The sequence below is a fragment of the Mesorhizobium sp. ISC11 genome (genome assembly GCF_037162595.1).
Classification (GTDB): domain Bacteria; phylum Pseudomonadota; class Alphaproteobacteria; order Rhizobiales; family Rhizobiaceae; genus Mesorhizobium; species Mesorhizobium ciceri.
On the sequence record NZ_JAVSPW010000001.1, the window covers coordinates 2,484,983 to 2,498,823 of the forward strand.

The 13,841-nt window shown below is 64.8% G+C and carries 13 protein-coding genes and 1 riboswitch; of the genes, 7 read left to right on the top strand and 6 right to left on the bottom strand.

What is annotated here, in order from left to right; all coding sequences use genetic code 11:
- The first annotated feature begins 42 nt into the window (after positions 1-42).
- The 5 genes from RPF88_RS12415 to RPF88_RS12435 are packed head-to-tail and all read left to right on the top strand — an operon-like array spanning position 43 to position 5,192.
- Positions 43-1,827 carry a bifunctional alpha/beta hydrolase/class I SAM-dependent methyltransferase gene (locus tag RPF88_RS12415; RefSeq protein WP_442921300.1) on the top strand — a complete coding sequence of 595 codons (1,785 nt, stop codon included), beginning with the start codon at positions 43-45 and terminating at the stop codon, positions 1,825-1,827.
- Positions 1,828-1,832: 5 nt separating this feature from the next.
- Positions 1,833-3,158, top strand: coding sequence for a phosphatase PAP2/dual specificity phosphatase family protein (locus tag RPF88_RS12420; RefSeq protein ID WP_337122505.1), 1,326 nt, complete (start codon positions 1,833-1,835; stop codon positions 3,156-3,158).
- Positions 3,155-3,598: a hypothetical protein gene (locus RPF88_RS12425; RefSeq protein ID WP_013532376.1), complete on the top strand. Its 444-nt coding sequence runs from the start codon at positions 3,155-3,157 to the stop codon at positions 3,596-3,598. Before RPF88_RS12420 ends, RPF88_RS12425 begins: the two co-directional genes overlap by 4 nt.
- Positions 3,595-4,257 (top strand): lysophospholipid acyltransferase family protein, encoded by a 663-nt coding sequence (locus tag RPF88_RS12430; protein WP_013532377.1) that lies wholly within the window; start codon positions 3,595-3,597, stop codon positions 4,255-4,257. The genes RPF88_RS12425 and RPF88_RS12430 overlap by 4 nt, the downstream gene beginning before the upstream one ends.
- Positions 4,257-5,192: a phosphatidate cytidylyltransferase gene (locus RPF88_RS12435; RefSeq protein WP_013532378.1), complete on the top strand. Its 936-nt coding sequence runs from the start codon at positions 4,257-4,259 to the stop codon at positions 5,190-5,192. Before RPF88_RS12430 ends, RPF88_RS12435 begins: the two co-directional genes overlap by 1 nt.
- Positions 5,193-5,217: 25 nt before the next feature.
- Here RPF88_RS12435 and RPF88_RS12440 read toward each other — a convergent pair whose 3' ends face one another.
- Genes RPF88_RS12440 through RPF88_RS12450 form a run of 3 tightly spaced genes read right to left on the bottom strand, consistent with a single transcriptional unit; the run spans position 5,218 to position 8,019 of the window.
- Positions 5,218-6,204: a FecCD family ABC transporter permease gene (locus tag RPF88_RS12440; protein ID WP_337123874.1), complete on the bottom strand. Its 987-nt coding sequence runs from the start codon at positions 6,202-6,204 to the stop codon at positions 5,218-5,220.
- Positions 6,205-6,233: 29 nt separating this feature from the next.
- Positions 6,234-7,181: an ABC transporter substrate-binding protein gene (locus RPF88_RS12445; protein ID WP_337122506.1), complete on the bottom strand. Its 948-nt coding sequence runs from the start codon at positions 7,179-7,181 to the stop codon at positions 6,234-6,236.
- A 49-nt stretch (positions 7,182-7,230) separates the two neighbouring features.
- Positions 7,231-8,019, bottom strand: a complete 789-nt coding sequence (locus tag RPF88_RS12450; protein WP_064994132.1) for an ABC transporter ATP-binding protein — start codon at positions 8,017-8,019, stop codon at positions 7,231-7,233.
- Positions 8,020-8,184: 165 nt separating this feature from the next.
- A riboswitch (cobalamin riboswitch) is annotated at positions 8,185-8,391 on the bottom strand.
- Between the two features lie 235 nt (positions 8,392-8,626).
- Here RPF88_RS12450 and RPF88_RS12455 point away from each other — a divergent pair.
- On the top strand, positions 8,627-9,460 hold the full coding sequence (locus RPF88_RS12455; protein ID WP_064994164.1) for an AraC family transcriptional regulator: 834 nt from the start codon (positions 8,627-8,629) through the stop codon (positions 9,458-9,460).
- 5 nt (positions 9,461-9,465) lie between these two features.
- Here the strand turns inward: RPF88_RS12455 and RPF88_RS12460 are convergent, their stop codons facing one another.
- The 3 genes from RPF88_RS12460 to RPF88_RS12470 are packed head-to-tail and all read right to left on the bottom strand — an operon-like array spanning position 9,466 to position 13,082.
- Positions 9,466-10,605: an alanine racemase gene (locus RPF88_RS12460; RefSeq protein WP_164919957.1), complete on the bottom strand. Its 1,140-nt coding sequence runs from the start codon at positions 10,603-10,605 to the stop codon at positions 9,466-9,468.
- The gene (locus RPF88_RS12465; protein ID WP_013532384.1) at positions 10,605-11,882 is read right to left on the bottom strand and encodes a D-arabinono-1,4-lactone oxidase; all 1,278 of its coding nucleotides are present in this window, start codon (positions 11,880-11,882) and stop codon (positions 10,605-10,607) included. Before RPF88_RS12465 ends, RPF88_RS12460 begins: the two co-directional genes overlap by 1 nt.
- A gap of 12 nt (positions 11,883-11,894) precedes the next feature.
- Positions 11,895-13,082, bottom strand: coding sequence for an MFS transporter (locus RPF88_RS12470; RefSeq protein WP_013532385.1), 1,188 nt, complete (start codon positions 13,080-13,082; stop codon positions 11,895-11,897).
- 124 nt (positions 13,083-13,206) lie between these two features.
- On the opposite strand from RPF88_RS12470, the gene RPF88_RS12475 reads away from it, so the two are divergent.
- Positions 13,207-13,833 carry a TetR/AcrR family transcriptional regulator gene (locus tag RPF88_RS12475; RefSeq protein WP_027163205.1) on the top strand — a complete coding sequence of 209 codons (627 nt, stop codon included), beginning with the start codon at positions 13,207-13,209 and terminating at the stop codon, positions 13,831-13,833.
- The last annotated feature ends 8 nt before the right edge of the window (positions 13,834-13,841 follow it).

Consider the following 13,841-nt stretch of genomic DNA (forward strand, 5'->3'; position numbering starts at 1 on the left):
GCTCGCCATGCCGCCAGTGGGCCGCCAGAGGGAAAGACCATGATGCACGAACCGGTCGCCGCCGCGGCCACGGAAAGCCTTGCGCGGCAAGCGCAGGAGCGGGTCTTCCGCAGCCATGACGGGACGGAGATCTTCTACCGATTCTGGCCGGCGGCTTCGGCCGATGCCAAAGGCGCGGTGGTGCTCTTCCATCGCGGCCACGAGCATGGCGGCCGCATGGCCCATCTCGTCGATGAATTGCAGATGCCGGGCCACGCCTTCTATGCCTGGGATGCCCGCGGCAATGGCCGTTCGTCCGGCGAGCGCGGCTATGCCCCGTCCTTCTCGGCGCTGGTGCGCGACATCGACTGCTTCATGCGCGAGATCGCTGAAAGGGATGGCTTCGCCACGCGCGATATCGCGCTGATCGCGCAGTCCTTCGGCGCCGTTCTGGCCGCCGCCTGGGTGCATGACTATGCGCCGAAGCTGCGCGCCATGGTGCTGGCCTCACCGGCCTTCTCGGTAAAACTCTACGTGCCCTTCGCCAAGGAGGGCATAGCGCTCTGGCAGAAGATCAAGGGCCGCTTCTTCGTCAATTCCTACGTCAAGGCGAAATTCCTGACCCATGATCCCGTGCGCATCGCCTCTTTCGAGAGCGATCCACTGATCACGCGGCCGATCGCTTCCAACATCCTGGTCGAACTCTACCAGCACGCAGCCCGCATCGTCACTGACGCCCGCGCCATCACCGCGCCGACGCAGCTTCTGCTTTCGGGCAGCGATTGGGTCGTGCGCCACGGCCCGCAGCACGAGTTCTTCGTCAATCTCGGCAGCCGCATCAAGGAACGTCATGTGCTGCCGGGCTTCTTCCACGACACGCTGGGCGAACGCGACCGGGCGCAGGCCCTCGACCTGATCCGGCCGTTTCTGGCCAGGCAGTTCGCGGCACCGGATGCGCCGGTCGACCTGAAGCAAGCGGACATCGCCGGCTACACACGCGACGAGGCCGACCGGCTTGCTTCACCGCTCGCTTTGATGTCGCCAAAGGGCCTCTATTGGGCATTCAGCCGCGCCTCCATCCGCATGGGCGCCTGGGTCTCCCAAGGCATGAAGACCGGCATTGCCACCGGCTTCGATTCCGGCTCGACGCTGGATTATGTCTACGAAAACGACGCGCGCGGCCTTACGCCCCTTGGCCGCGTCGTCGACCGTGTCTTCCTGGAAGCCATCGGCTGGCGCGGCATCCGCCAGCGCAAGCTGCATCTCGAAGAACTGATCGGCTCTTGCCTGGCAACGCTCAAGACCACTGGCCGGCCAGTGCATATTCTCGACATCGCCGCCGGCCACGGCCGCTATGTTCTCGATGCCATCGTGAAGAGCCCCGACCAGCCGGCGAGCGTGCGTCTGCAGGATTATTCCGACCTCAACGTGCAGCTTGGCCGCAAGCTGATTACGGAGCGGCAATTGCCGGCTGACGTCACGTTCCAGCGCGCCGACGCTTTCGATGCCGACATGCTCGCCAACGCCGATCCGGCGCCGGACCTCGCCATCGTTTCCGGCCTCTACGAGCTATTCTCGGACAATGCGATGATCGCCCGCTCGCTCGGTGGATTGGCCAGCGCCATGCAGCCGGGCAGCCTGTTGCTCTACACCAACCAGCCTTGGCACCCGCAGCTCGAGATGATCGCCCGCAGCCTGACCTCGCATCGCGGCGGCGAGGCCTGGGTGATGCGCCGGCGCACGCAAGGCGAAATGGACCAGCTCGTCGAAGCCGCCGGTTTCGAAAAGCTCGACCAGCGCATCGACCAATGGGGCATCTTCACCGTCTCGCTCGCGCGGCGCCGCTGAGCAGCATGGTGTCATCGCCTGCATCCGTGGCGCGTGCCGAACCCTATAGCCGGGTGGTCGTCAGGGCAGCCCTGTGGCTGGCCTTCCTGGCGCCGTTCTTCTATCTCAGCTACGGCTTCGCCAACTGGCTGGCGTCGCGGCGCGACGATGTCGGCAGTATCGTGTTCTCGTGGGAGCACGGCATCCCGTTCGTCGCCTGGACCATCGTGCCCTATTGGTCGATCAACCTGTTCTACGGCCTGTCGCTGCTGCTCAACAACGACAGGCAAGGGGTCGACCGTCTGGCCGGACGCTATCTCACCGCGCAAATCGTCGCCGTTATCAGCTTCATTCTGTTCCCGCTGACCGCGACGTTCGTGCGGCCGGCGACGACCGGCCTGCCGGGCTTCCTGTTTGCCGTGCTCGGCGGTTTCGACAAGCCGTTCAACCAGGCGCCCTCGCTGCATATCGCCCTTTTGGCGATCATCTGGGATCATTGGCGCCACCGGCTCGGCGGGTTGCTCCTGCCGCTCTGGCATGGCTGGAGCTTCCTCATCGGCGCCTCGGTGCTGACGACCTGGCAGCATCACTTCATCGACATCCCGACCGGCGCGCTGCTCGGGTTCTTTGCGCTGTGGCTGTTTCCGCGTAGCGGCGCATTGCCGTTTGCAGGCTTCCGGCTGACCAACGATGCGAAAGCGCGGCGGCTGGCGCGGTTCTACGCGCTGGGCGCCGTCCTCGCGCTGGCCGGTGCCGCGCTCGGTGCCTTCCTTTGCGCTGTCGCGCTCTTCCTGCTTTGGCCGGCGCTGGCGCTGGCCATCGTCGCCTTCGCCTATGCTGGCGCAGGCGAAAAGGTGTTCCAGAAATCCGCCGATGGCACCATGACGCTTGCAAGCCGTGTCCTGCTCTTGCCTTATCGCCTCGGCGCCAGGGCAAACATATGGGCCTGGACGCGCAATCTTGCCCCCCAGGTGGCGATTGCCGAAGGTGTCTTTCTCGGGCGCTTTCCCACGGCAAGCGAGGCCAACAGCTTCGGCACGGTCATCGACCTCGCCGCCGAACTCGAAAAGCCGGCGACAACCGATTGCCGCTGGATCAGCTTTCCGATGATCGACCTGTTGCCGCCGCCACTGGCGATACGGGAACAGGCAGCCGGCGCGCTGGAGAATGCACGCCGCGACGGCACCGTCCTGGTGTGCTGCGCGCTCGGCTTCCAGCGCAGCGCCGGCGTCGTCGCCGAATGGCTGGTGGCGACCGGCAGGGCCGGGACGCCAGCGCTCGCCCGCGAGATGCTCGCGGCCGCCGGCCGGCCGATTCATCTTGCAGAGGCTACGGGGCGGGCGGCGTCATGACAGGCAATACCTATCAGGACCGCACCGACCGCTTCGCCGGCATGCTGATGCGACAGGCCGCGTGGCCGGCCGCAATCGTGCTGGCCGCAAATGTCCTTGCGCCTCTAGCCGCATCGGCGCGCGGTGCCTTCGAGACCTTGCCCGCGGCCATCGCTTTGTCGATCGCCGCCGCGAGCGCGGTTGCGGTGCTGGCGCTGTCGGCATTGCTGGCATTCGACGCGCTGCTGTTCCGACTGATGGCGAGCCATGACGACGAAGCTTCCGGCGGTGCCGCGGTAGATGACATGTTGGCGCGCATGCGCCTGAAACCGGCTCCGTTCGCGACACGCTTGCTCGATGACCGCATGGCCGGCACAAGCCGCTTGCTGTTCAAGCAGCGCGCTGCCCTGGCTCTGTTTGCCGCAGCGCTTCTGGCGGCAGGGTTTTGGGCGCCGCGATGAACAAGCTTTCGCTCAAGACCTTCACCTTGCTGCAGACGGTAACCTCCGTCGGCCTGTCGGCTCTGGCCCGGATGGTGACCGGGGTGCGGCCGATCTGGAACGGCAGCCTGCCCTCCGAGCGGCAGCGCATCTATTTCGCCAATCACACCAGCCATGGCGACTTCATCCTTTTGTCGGCCTGTCTCAGCGAAAGGGAGCGCGCGATCACCCATGCTGTTGCCGCAGGCGAATATTGGGGGAAGTCGCGGCTGCGCCGCTTCATCGCGCAGGACATGTTGTCGTCCGTGCTCATCAACCGGCAATGGACGAGACCTGAGGAAAACCCCATCGAGATCATGCTGTCGGTTCTCGACCAAGGGCACTCGCTTATCCTGTTTCCCGAGGGCACACGCAACATGACAGACGAGCCGCTGCTGGCGTTCCGCTCCGGGCTCTACAATCTGTCGACGGCGCGGCCTGAGGTCGAGCTGATCCCGTGCTGGATCGAGAACATGTCGCGCGTGCTGCCCAAGGGCCAGTTCCTGCCGGTGCCGCTGCTGTGCCGCGTCGTTTTCGGCGCGCCTGTCGCGGTTGGCCCGGGCGAAGAACGCCGCGCCTTTCTCGAGCGCGCCCACGCCGCGCTTCTGGCGCTCAACCCGCGTCCCGAGCGAGACGATTGATGCGCCACGAGATCTCCATCCTGATCATCGGCCTGCTGGCGGTTTTGACCACCGCCAGCATCGTCGCCACCATCCTTTCGGCGCGAGCGCCGAAGCCGCTGAGCTCGACGCTTGTCAATCTCACGCAGCGCATCAACGCCTGGTGGGTGATGGTGGCGCTGATGACGGTCGCCTTCTTCTTCGGCCGTTACGGGATGACCATCCTGTTTGCGCTGATTTCCTTCGCCGCGCTGCGCGAATTCGTGACGCTGACGCATACGCGCCGCAGCGACCATTGGGTGCTGCTCGGCATGTTCGGCATCATCATCCCGTTTCAGTACTGGCTGGTGTGGACCGCCTGGTACGGGCTCTTCGTCATCTTCATTCCGGTCTACTGCTTCCTCTTGATGCCGGCCATCACGGCGCTGCATGGCGACACCGAACGCTTCCTCGAGCGGATCGCCGCGCAGCAATGGGCGGTGATGATCTCGGTCTATTGCGTCAGCCACGTCCCCGCCCTGCTGACACTCGACGTGCCAGGCTTCGAAGGCCGCACCTTGCTGCTGATCGCCTTCCTGATCATCGTCGTGCAAGGCAGCGACGTGCTGCAGTACATCTTCGGCAAGCTGTTTGGTAAACACCGGTTTTCGCCGAACGTCTCGCCGTCGAAAACCTGGGAAGGGCTGATCGGCGGATTGGTGTCGGCGAGCCTGCTCGGCGCGCTGTTGTCGTTCGTGACGCCCTTCTCGCCGCTGCAGGCGGCAGGCGTGGCCTTCGTCGCCTGCTCGATGGGATTCCTAGGCGGGCTGGTCGCCTCGGCCATCAAGCGCGACCAGGGCGTCAAGGACTGGGGCCATCTGATCGAAGGCCATGGCGGCATGATGGACCGCACCGACAGCCTGGTCTTCGCCGCCCCGGTGTTCTTCCACATCGTGCGCTATTTCTGGACCGTGTGATCCGGCGACCGGTTGCCAAACGCGCTCAAAGCCGGTTGCGGATCAGCATGGTGACGACGAAGAACGCACCGACCGAGCTGGTGATGATGCCGATCGGCAGTTCCTGCGGCGGCAGCAGCGTTCGGGCCAGAAGATCGCTGGCCAGCAAAAGCACCGCGCCGAAGACGGCGCAGCTGGCAACCAGGCGCAGATGCAAGGGGCCTGCCAGCGGCCGCGACAGATGCGGGATCATCAGCCCGACGAAGCCGATGACCCCGGCGACAGAGACCAGGATCGCCGTCGAGAAGGCGGCGACGAGAAACGTTATTCGGCGCATGCGCGCCACTGGCACGCCAAGGCTTTCGGCGGCGTTTTCGCCGGCCAAGAAGGCATCGAGCCGGCGGTGGTTCCACAGCGCGTAAGCCAGAATGGTGCCCGCACCCAGCGCGCCCAACCAGATATTGTCCCAGCGCGCCAGGCCAAGGCCGCCCATCGTCCAGAACAACACGGAGTGGGCGGCGCGCTGGTCGCCGGCAAAGACCAGGTAGTTGGTCAAGGCGGTGAACATGAAGGACACGGCAAGGCCGGCGAGGATCAGCCGCTCCGGCCCTTGGCCCCTCACCCGCGCGACCAGCAGCAGGACGACGCCGGCGGCCAATATGCCGCCGGTGAAGGCCGCGACCGGCAACGTCCAGATGCCAAAGCTGTCGCCGAAGACGGTGATGACGGAAACAGCACCGGCGGCGGCGCCCGACGACAGGCCGAACAGGAACGGATCGGCGAGATCGTTGCGGGTCACTGTCTGCAGCAGCGCGCCGACGACGCCGAGGCCCGCGCCGACGCAGATGGCCAGGATCGTGCGCGGCAGCCGCAGATCGACGACGATCTTGCCGACCGGCCCGGACACGTCGTGCCCGCCTAAGCCGATTGCGCGGCCAAGCGCTGCTACAACGTCGGCCAGCGGGATCAGCGTCGAGCCATAGGCGATCGACAGCAGAGCGAGAGCGGCGATCGCCGCCGCTCCCGCCAGCATGGCCAACGCAAATGCCGGATGGCGCAAGCTCAAAATGCTTCCGGGTGCATGGCCTTGGCGATCTTGTCGATCGCTTCGATGTTGGCGGGTCCAGGCGTCAGCTCGGCGTAGCGGAGGGCAACGAAGCGCTCGTTCTTGACCGCGTCGGTCTCCTTCATGGCCGGATGCGCCTTCAGGAAGTCGAGCAGCTTCTTGTAGCCGCCACCGTCCTGGTAATCGAGCAGGATGAGGAATTGCGGATTGCGCGACGCCACCGTTTCCCAATCCGTGTTGCCCCAGCTGGTGTCCATGTCAGCCATGATGTTGTCGCCGCCGGCGGCAGTGATCATGGCGCTGGGGATGGCGAACTTGCCTGCGGTGAACGGCTTGTCCTCGCCGGAATCGTAGAGGAACACCCGCGTGCCCTTGGCGCTGCCGACCTTGGCGGTGATGTCGGCGAGCTGCGCCTTCCAGCCAGAGACAAGCTTTTCCGCCTCTGTCTCCTTGCCGAAGATCTTGCCCAGCTTTTCGACGTCGCCATAGAGCAGGTCCATCGAGGCGGCGGGGCGGCTCTTGTCGAGATGGACGCAGCTTTCCGTCAGCACCAGCGTCTTGATGCCGTGCGGGGCAAGCGTGTCGGGCGTCACCTCGCCACCCGGCTTCATGCCGTAGTACCAGCCGGCGAAGAAGAAATCCGGCTCCACGGCCACGAGGTTTTCGAGCGTCGGATATTTCGGCGCCAGCTCCGGGATCGAACCCTGCTCTGCCTTGAATTCGGAACCGACCTTGTACCATCCGGTGATGCCCGTCAGGCCGACGATTGACGGCTGCAATTTCAGCGCGAAAGCCATCTCGGCCATGTTCAGATCATGGATGACAGCGCGCTTCGGCGGCGCGTCGAAGGTCAGCGGCTTGCCGCAGCTGTCGACGGTTACCGGGAAGGCGAAGGCGGTCGAGGTCAGCAGCGAGACGGCAAGCGAAAAAGCGAGGCGTTTCACGGGTATGCTCCTTGTGGGTGGGATCGGGTCGACTATGGAACGGCTTCAATCACGACGGCGGCGCGGCACGGTTCGGAACCTCGAACACCGTCAACTCTCGATCCTCGGTCGGATGGCGCAGGCGCAGCACATCGATGCCGAAAATCTCGCGGATCAGCTGTTGGGCCAGCGCTTCGCGCGGTGCGGCGAGCGCTTGCAGGCGGGCATGATTCATCACCGCAACCCTGGTGGCGAAGGGTGCTACCAGCGCCAGATCGTGCAGCACCGCGATCACCGTCATCTCGAAGCCTGCCACGAGATCGAGCAGTTCGCCGCGGGCGCGCGGGTCCAGATGGTTGGTCGGTTCGTCGAGGAACAGGATTTTGGGCTGCTGGGCGATGGCGCGCGCCAGTTGGGCGCGCTGGCGCTCGCCGCCCGACAGCGAGCCGACGGTGCGGCCAAGCAGCGGCAGCAGGCCGGTCCGGCGCAGCGCCTCGACGGCGATATCGCGTTCCTCGCGCCTGCGCCGCAGCCCGGCGTGCGGGACCCGGCCAAGCTCGACATAATCGATCACCGCCAGCCGCGGATCGGGCTGGTCGGTCTGGCCGACAACGGCGATATGCAACGCCCGCTCGGCGGCCGAAATCCTGTCCAGCCCGCGTCCGCCAAGCTTCACCTCGCCGGAACTTGGCCGCAGCATGCCCGACAGCATGCGCAGCAGCGTCGTCTTGCCGGCGCCGTTGGGACCGATGATGGCAAGGCGATCGCCAGCGGCCACCGAGAAGCTGACCGCCTGGACCAGATTCCGCCCATTCGCCATGGCACAGAGGTCATGGGCTTCGAGAAGCACTGCGCTCATCGGCTGCTGCCCGCCGGATTGCGGGGACGGCAAAGCGTGCGCATGGTGATGCGATGATCGATGGAGCCGTCCAACTTTCCGTCACTTTCCAAAACTGGCGACGGAAGGAAGCTGGCGAACCGGCCGACAAGACCGGGACTCGCGTTTCCTCCCGGCACACCCCGTCCGGTCAACTCAGTGATGGCAGGTCTCCTGGCTCGCGGGTCGTTGCGCCATCCTGCCTTCCCAGCCTTGCCGGCCAGTGGCATTCACGGATTTTGCTCGCCGCTTACAGTTGCGGGGGCAGCCACGGCCTCGACCTGAACAGGCCTCACCGTGTTCCCTTTTCACCCCTCGCCTTTCGGCTCGGGGACCATCACCACTTCAGCGTAGATTTCCACCAAACGCTTCGCAATGGATTTCTCGGACGAAGTGGTGGGCCAGCTAAGGGAAACAGGCATTGCACGCTCGCTTTATGTAATAACATAACATTCTTAGGAGATGACGCGGCCCGCTGTCAAGCGAAAGCCCATGGGATCGGCGCAGATTGCACGGAATGCGCAATTTCGATCAAACTGGCCGCGCCAGGAAACGCCAAGATGATCCGGCCAATGCGAAAAGGAGCCCCATGAACCCGACCGAGAAAGCGCTGTGGTTCGTCGAGAGCCATCTGCCGGAGGCGATCTCGCTTGACGATGTCGCGCAAAGCAGCGGCGTGTCGCGTTTTCATGTGACGCGCGCCTTCGGCGCCGCAACCGGCCGCTCGGTGATGGGTTACATGCGCTCACGCCGGCTGACCGAGGCGGCGCGCAAGCTGGCCGGCGGAGCGCCCGACATCCTCGCCGTCGCGCTCGACGCCGGCTACAACTCGCATGAGGCGTTCACCCGTGCCTTCCGCGATCAGTTCGGCACCACGCCGGAACTGGTGCGCGCGCAAGGCTCGACCAACAACCTCGACCTCGTGGAGCCGATCCTGATGGACCAGTCCTTCCTCACCAATCTCGAACCACCGCGCTTCGAGACCAGCCGGCCGTTCCTGATCGCCGGCCTCGGCGAACGCTACAGCTGTGAAACCAGCGCCGGGATTCCGATGCAGTGGCAGCGTTTTGCACCCTATATCGGCAACATCCCCGGCGAGATCTCAGGCGTTTTCTACGGCGTGTGCCTTAACGGCGACGACGCGGGCAATTTCGACTATGTCGTCGGCGTCGAAGTGTCCGGCTTTGCGGATCTGCCGAAGGACTTCTATCGGGTGCGGGTGCCGGCGCAGAAATATGCGGTGTTCTCGCACCGCGAGCACATCTCATCCATCCGCCGGACGATCAACACGATCTGGAACAGTTGGCTGCCCGACTCCGGTCACGAAATCGCGGATGCACCGGAATTCGAGCGCTATGGACCGGAGTTCGATGCCCACAGCGGCAATGGCGGGCTGGAGATCTGGGTACCGGTGAAGGCGTAGCTCGATCACGCCATCGGCAGCGCCGGCCAGCGATCGATGACCTTTCCGCCGGAAAACACGGCGATCGACCCGAATTGCTGCAGCACGGCCTCGCTCTGCGTCGGCCTTAGAAACGCGTAGTCGCCTGGCCTTGCGGTCGCATCGGCGGGCAAGCCCATGAATTGCTGGTTGGAGGACAGGCCGAGCAGGCCGTTCGTCTTCATGCCTTGGGGGAAGACCGGCTCGGCCATCCACTTGCCGCCATAGAGATAGCAGCCCTTGCGCGGAAACCGGCCGAGCGCCTGCAGCAGGCGGGTAACGGCCGGCGGGCCAGGCAGCATCGGCTCGACCACTTTCAGGATCGGCGTAGCGATGAAAGCCGCCGGCTGGAAGCCGTCGAGGCCTGGCGTATCGAAGTCGCTGGGCAGCACGAAGGCCGAGCCCATCGACACTTCATTGGCCGCGCCGCCACGATGAAGCAGCGCGGTCTTGCTGCCGCCGATGTTGAGGATGCGGCGCTGGTCGGCACCGAGACAGGCGACGAACGCCGCAGCCTGCGCCGACGCCTCCGCCAATGCCTTTGCCGGTCCGCCGAAAAGGCCGGGAATGAGCGGCGCATGCGCCTCGTAGGCCATGACGCCTTCGCAATGCAGCCGGACCGGCAACGCGCTCAGCGCCTTCGACAAGGCCGCGGGATCAGCAAAGCCGCCGCGATGCAGCCCGACATCGATCTCGAAAGCGATGCGCAGGCCGATGCCGAGTTCGTCAGCGAGAGCACCGTATTCCGCCAGTCTCTCCTCGCTGTCGATCAGCCAGCAGACACGCGACCAGTCGGCATCACCCTTCACCAGCGCAGCCCTTGCCGCACCGATCGGCATCGGCTTGCCGTAGAGCAGATCGGCATCCGGAAACGCCTTCAGCACCGCCTTGCTGATCGGCGGGTGGAAGGTCATGAAGCGCTCATGGCGAAGCGCCTTGCCTATATGCGCAAGCAGCGGCAGGCAGGCGAGCGATTTGTCGACCAGCCGCACGGCCAGGCCGGGATCCAGCCTCCTTTTTACCAGGGCAATGTTTCCGTCCAGCCGATCGCGGTCGAGCAGCAGGCAGGGCTGGAAGATGCCGGCTTCCTTCAGCGCATCCGAGAGGGTGGAAAAATAGGTGCTCATCATTCGATGCCGAACAGGCCGGCCATGTAGGGCGACACGAAGCGGTTTTCCGGATCGATGTCGCGGCGCGCCGCCATGGCATCGTCCCAGCGCGGGTAGAGCTTTTTCAGCTCCGCCGCTTTCAGGCTGTGCATCTTGCCCCAATGCGGCCGGCCGCCATATCTGCGGAAGATCGGCTCTGCCGCCCGCATGAACGGCAAAGGATCGTTCGCGGCGTCATGGTGGATGGCGATGGAGCAGGTCAGCCTGTTGTAGAATGGCGAAAGCCAGAACTGGTCCGGCGTGACCGAGCGCACCTCCATCGGGAAATAGACCTCGGGAAAGCGCTTCTCGGTCAGCTCGATGATCTCGGCCAGCGCCTTCGGCCCTTCCTCGAACGGCAAATGATATTCCATCTCGTTGAACTTGGTCTGCCGGTCGCTGGCATAGACGTTGAGCCAGTCCTGCACGTAGTCCTCGGCGGGAAATTTGGCGGCCGCCGATCGGATCAGGCGGCCACGCAGCGATGGCAGCCAGGCAAGTGAAGTGCGCAGCCTGCGCAGTGTCCTCAAACCCGCCTCGTCCTCTTCCGGCGGCCGCGTGGTGGGTGCGGCATCGCTGAAATCGCTGGCGATGAACTGCGCATAGCCGGAAAACGGAATGTAGTAGAATTCGGCCGAGCGATGCGCGGCCATCATCGCCTCGAAATCGCGCAGCATCTCGGTGATCGGCAGCACATATTTGCGGCGGCGCAACCGGTAGGTCGCGATGTTGTTCAGCGTCACTTCGGTGAGCACGCCGAAAGCGCCGAGCGCAACACCGATGGCGTGGATCATGTCCCGATCCCCTGCCCGCTTGAAGTCGCGGACCTTGCCAAGTCCGTCGACGATCTGCACCGTCTCCAGCTGCGTGTGATAGGCGCCGAGCGTCGGTCCCGAGCCGTGCGTGGCTGTGCCCAGCGCGCCGCCGATCGCCTGGCGGTCGATATCGCCCATGTTGGGCAGGCCCTGGCCAATGCCTTGCAGGATGTGCATGAGCGGGCCGAGCCGGGTCCCTGCCCGCACCCGCGCCTGATGTTTTTGCGCGTCGTGCGAGACCAGCCCTTCCAGTCTCTCCAGGGACAGGATCGTGCCCTGCGATTTCACCAGCGGTGTGAAGGAATGACCGGCGCCGGCAACGCGCACCGGGCCAGGCGCGGTCCGGACGAGATCACCGAGTTCACCGGCATCGCCGGGGCTGGCGATCAGCTTGGGCTCGGCACTTACGAAGCCCGACCAGTTGCTCCAAGTGTTCGACATGGCGCTCCCCGCTCAGGCAACCGCACGACGGCGACGTGACACAAGGACGAAGAGACCGAGCAGCGCCACGCTTGCCACCGCGCTGGCGGCGGCGAATTCCGGCACCGGCCGGAAATCCTTGCCATCGATGAGCAGCGACGCCGCAATCGGCCCGATCGCCAGGCCGAACAGTTGGGCTGCCGGCACCAGCAGCACAGCGGTGCGCGTCTCGTCGGCGGTGATCGCCAGACGGATCTGGTAGGGCACGATGAACAGCAGGATAAAGCCCATGGCCAGGGCAGCGACCCAGAACGTCGTCAGGCCGGGGCTGCTGGCAAGAACCAGGGAACTGACAAGCGCCACGACGCCGATCGCCGCGATGGCAAGGCGATAATCGATGCGCGCCTCGAACGCGGTCGCCGTCATCGCCCCCAGGACCTGCACCGCGAGGCTGGCCGAGACGATCAGGCCGACGGTGCGGCCATCGATGCCGTATTGCGCGCCTAGCGGCTCCAGGAAAGCCCAGACCGCGCCGAAGAACATGAAGTAGCAGAAGACCGACAGCAGCGCGGTCATCGAGGGAACCGTCAGCACATTGGCCAGATTCTCTTCCTTGGGCAGGTCGGCATAGTCACCGGGCACGGTGAAAGCGACCGCCAGCGACACGACGCAGACGACGGCAAGAACGATGAAGCCACCCGCCGACCCTGCGGCCGGGATGACATAGAGCGCCAGCAACAGGGCGAGCGCGCATTGCGCCAGCGTCTGCATGGTGACGAAATAGCCGCCGATGCGCTCGGCACGCCGCGAGCGGGCGATCAGTTCGGTGGCGATGGCGACCAGACCGCCCTCGGCGAGCCCGGCAAGGGCGCGGGCCGCAATCAGCATGTTGGCGCTCGCGGCATAGGCCGTCCACACATTGGCCAGCGCCAGCAGCAGCAGAAGGACGGCACTTTTCCAGCGCATATTGTGGGCCGAAAGCAGCATCGCCACGACGGCCGAACCGATGGCAATGGCGATCATCTCGGCGGTGGCAACCAGCGCCAGTTCGTCGCCGCTGACATGGCCTTCGGTGTAGAGAGCTCCGAGCAGCACCGGCTGCAGGCCGAGGATGAGCAGGCCGACCGAACCGATCCACAGGGCCGAGGCGAGCTGCCAGCTGGTCGGATTGCCGACCAGCCAGTCGCCACTGCCTGCGTGGCCGATATCTGTCGAAGCCAAAGGCGCCTCCCCAACGTCCTTGCCGCGAGGCAAAAAAGCTGACAACCTGTCAGTATTTCAGAAACTGATACTTGATCATATTTCTTGTCAACCGGAATCTAAAAACCGTGCGAAAGATCGGTGCATGACGGAATTGAAGAGAATGGCGACCGAGCCGAGGCGCAAGCCCAAGCAGGAACGCAGCCGCGAGCGCATCGACGCGATCCTGTCGACGACCATGCGGCTGATCGGGGAAAAGGGTATCGACGCCGTCACTATGAAGGAGGTCGGCATGCTGGCGGGCGGGCCAATCGCCACCGTCTACCACTACTTTCCCAACAAATCGGCGATCCTGGCGATGCTCTATGAGCGGTTTTCAGAGGTCAGCCGGGCACGGCTGACGACGATCATCGCCGAAATCCACGAGGCGAAAGATGTCATCGTGGCCGCTGACCGGCTGCTCGATGATTATCTCAGCCGTGTCGCCGGCGATCCGGCCATCCAGGATCTGCAGAACGCCATCCAGGCCGACAAGGCGCTCAAGAACCTCGACCTCGCCGAAACGCGGCACCAAGCCAAAATGTTCTGCGACCATGTCATCGCCTTGCTGGAGCCCGAGAGGCGCGAGCAGTTCGAACGCATGGTTCTGCTGATCTTCCAGCTCGCCGGCGGCGTGGTGCGCCTGGCGCTTGCCGAGGGCGAAGCGGAAAGCCGCCGGACCATCGAGGATTACCGGTCTATCATTCACACGCAGCTGCGGCTGTTCCTCTAGAGCCGCGC

Bases quoted from the DNA above. Each gene is read 5' to 3' on its own strand.
- RPF88_RS12430 (WP_013532377.1), top strand. From the start codon at position 3,595: ATGAACAAGCTTTCGCTCAAGACCTTCACCTTGCTGCAGACGGTAACC.
- RPF88_RS12460 (WP_164919957.1), bottom strand. From the start codon at position 10,605: ATGAGCACCTATTTTTCCACCCTCTCGGATGCGCTGAAGGAAGCCGGC.
- RPF88_RS12425 (WP_013532376.1), top strand. From the start codon at position 3,155: ATGACAGGCAATACCTATCAGGACCGCACCGACCGCTTCGCCGGCATG.
- RPF88_RS12465 (WP_013532384.1), bottom strand. From the start codon at position 11,882: ATGTCGAACACTTGGAGCAACTGGTCGGGCTTCGTAAGTGCCGAGCCC.
- RPF88_RS12450 (WP_064994132.1), bottom strand. From the start codon at position 8,019: ATGAGCGCAGTGCTTCTCGAAGCCCATGACCTCTGTGCCATGGCGAAT.
- RPF88_RS12475 (WP_027163205.1), top strand. From the start codon at position 13,207: ATGACGGAATTGAAGAGAATGGCGACCGAGCCGAGGCGCAAGCCCAAG.
- RPF88_RS12455 (WP_064994164.1), top strand. From the start codon at position 8,627: ATGAACCCGACCGAGAAAGCGCTGTGGTTCGTCGAGAGCCATCTGCCG.
- RPF88_RS12420 (WP_337122505.1), top strand. From the start codon at position 1,833: ATGGTGTCATCGCCTGCATCCGTGGCGCGTGCCGAACCCTATAGCCGG.
- RPF88_RS12415 (WP_442921300.1), top strand. From the start codon at position 43: ATGCACGAACCGGTCGCCGCCGCGGCCACGGAAAGCCTTGCGCGGCAA.
- RPF88_RS12435 (WP_013532378.1), top strand. From the start codon at position 4,257: ATGCGCCACGAGATCTCCATCCTGATCATCGGCCTGCTGGCGGTTTTG.
- RPF88_RS12440 (WP_337123874.1), bottom strand. From the start codon at position 6,204: ATGCTGGCGGGAGCGGCGGCGATCGCCGCTCTCGCTCTGCTGTCGATC.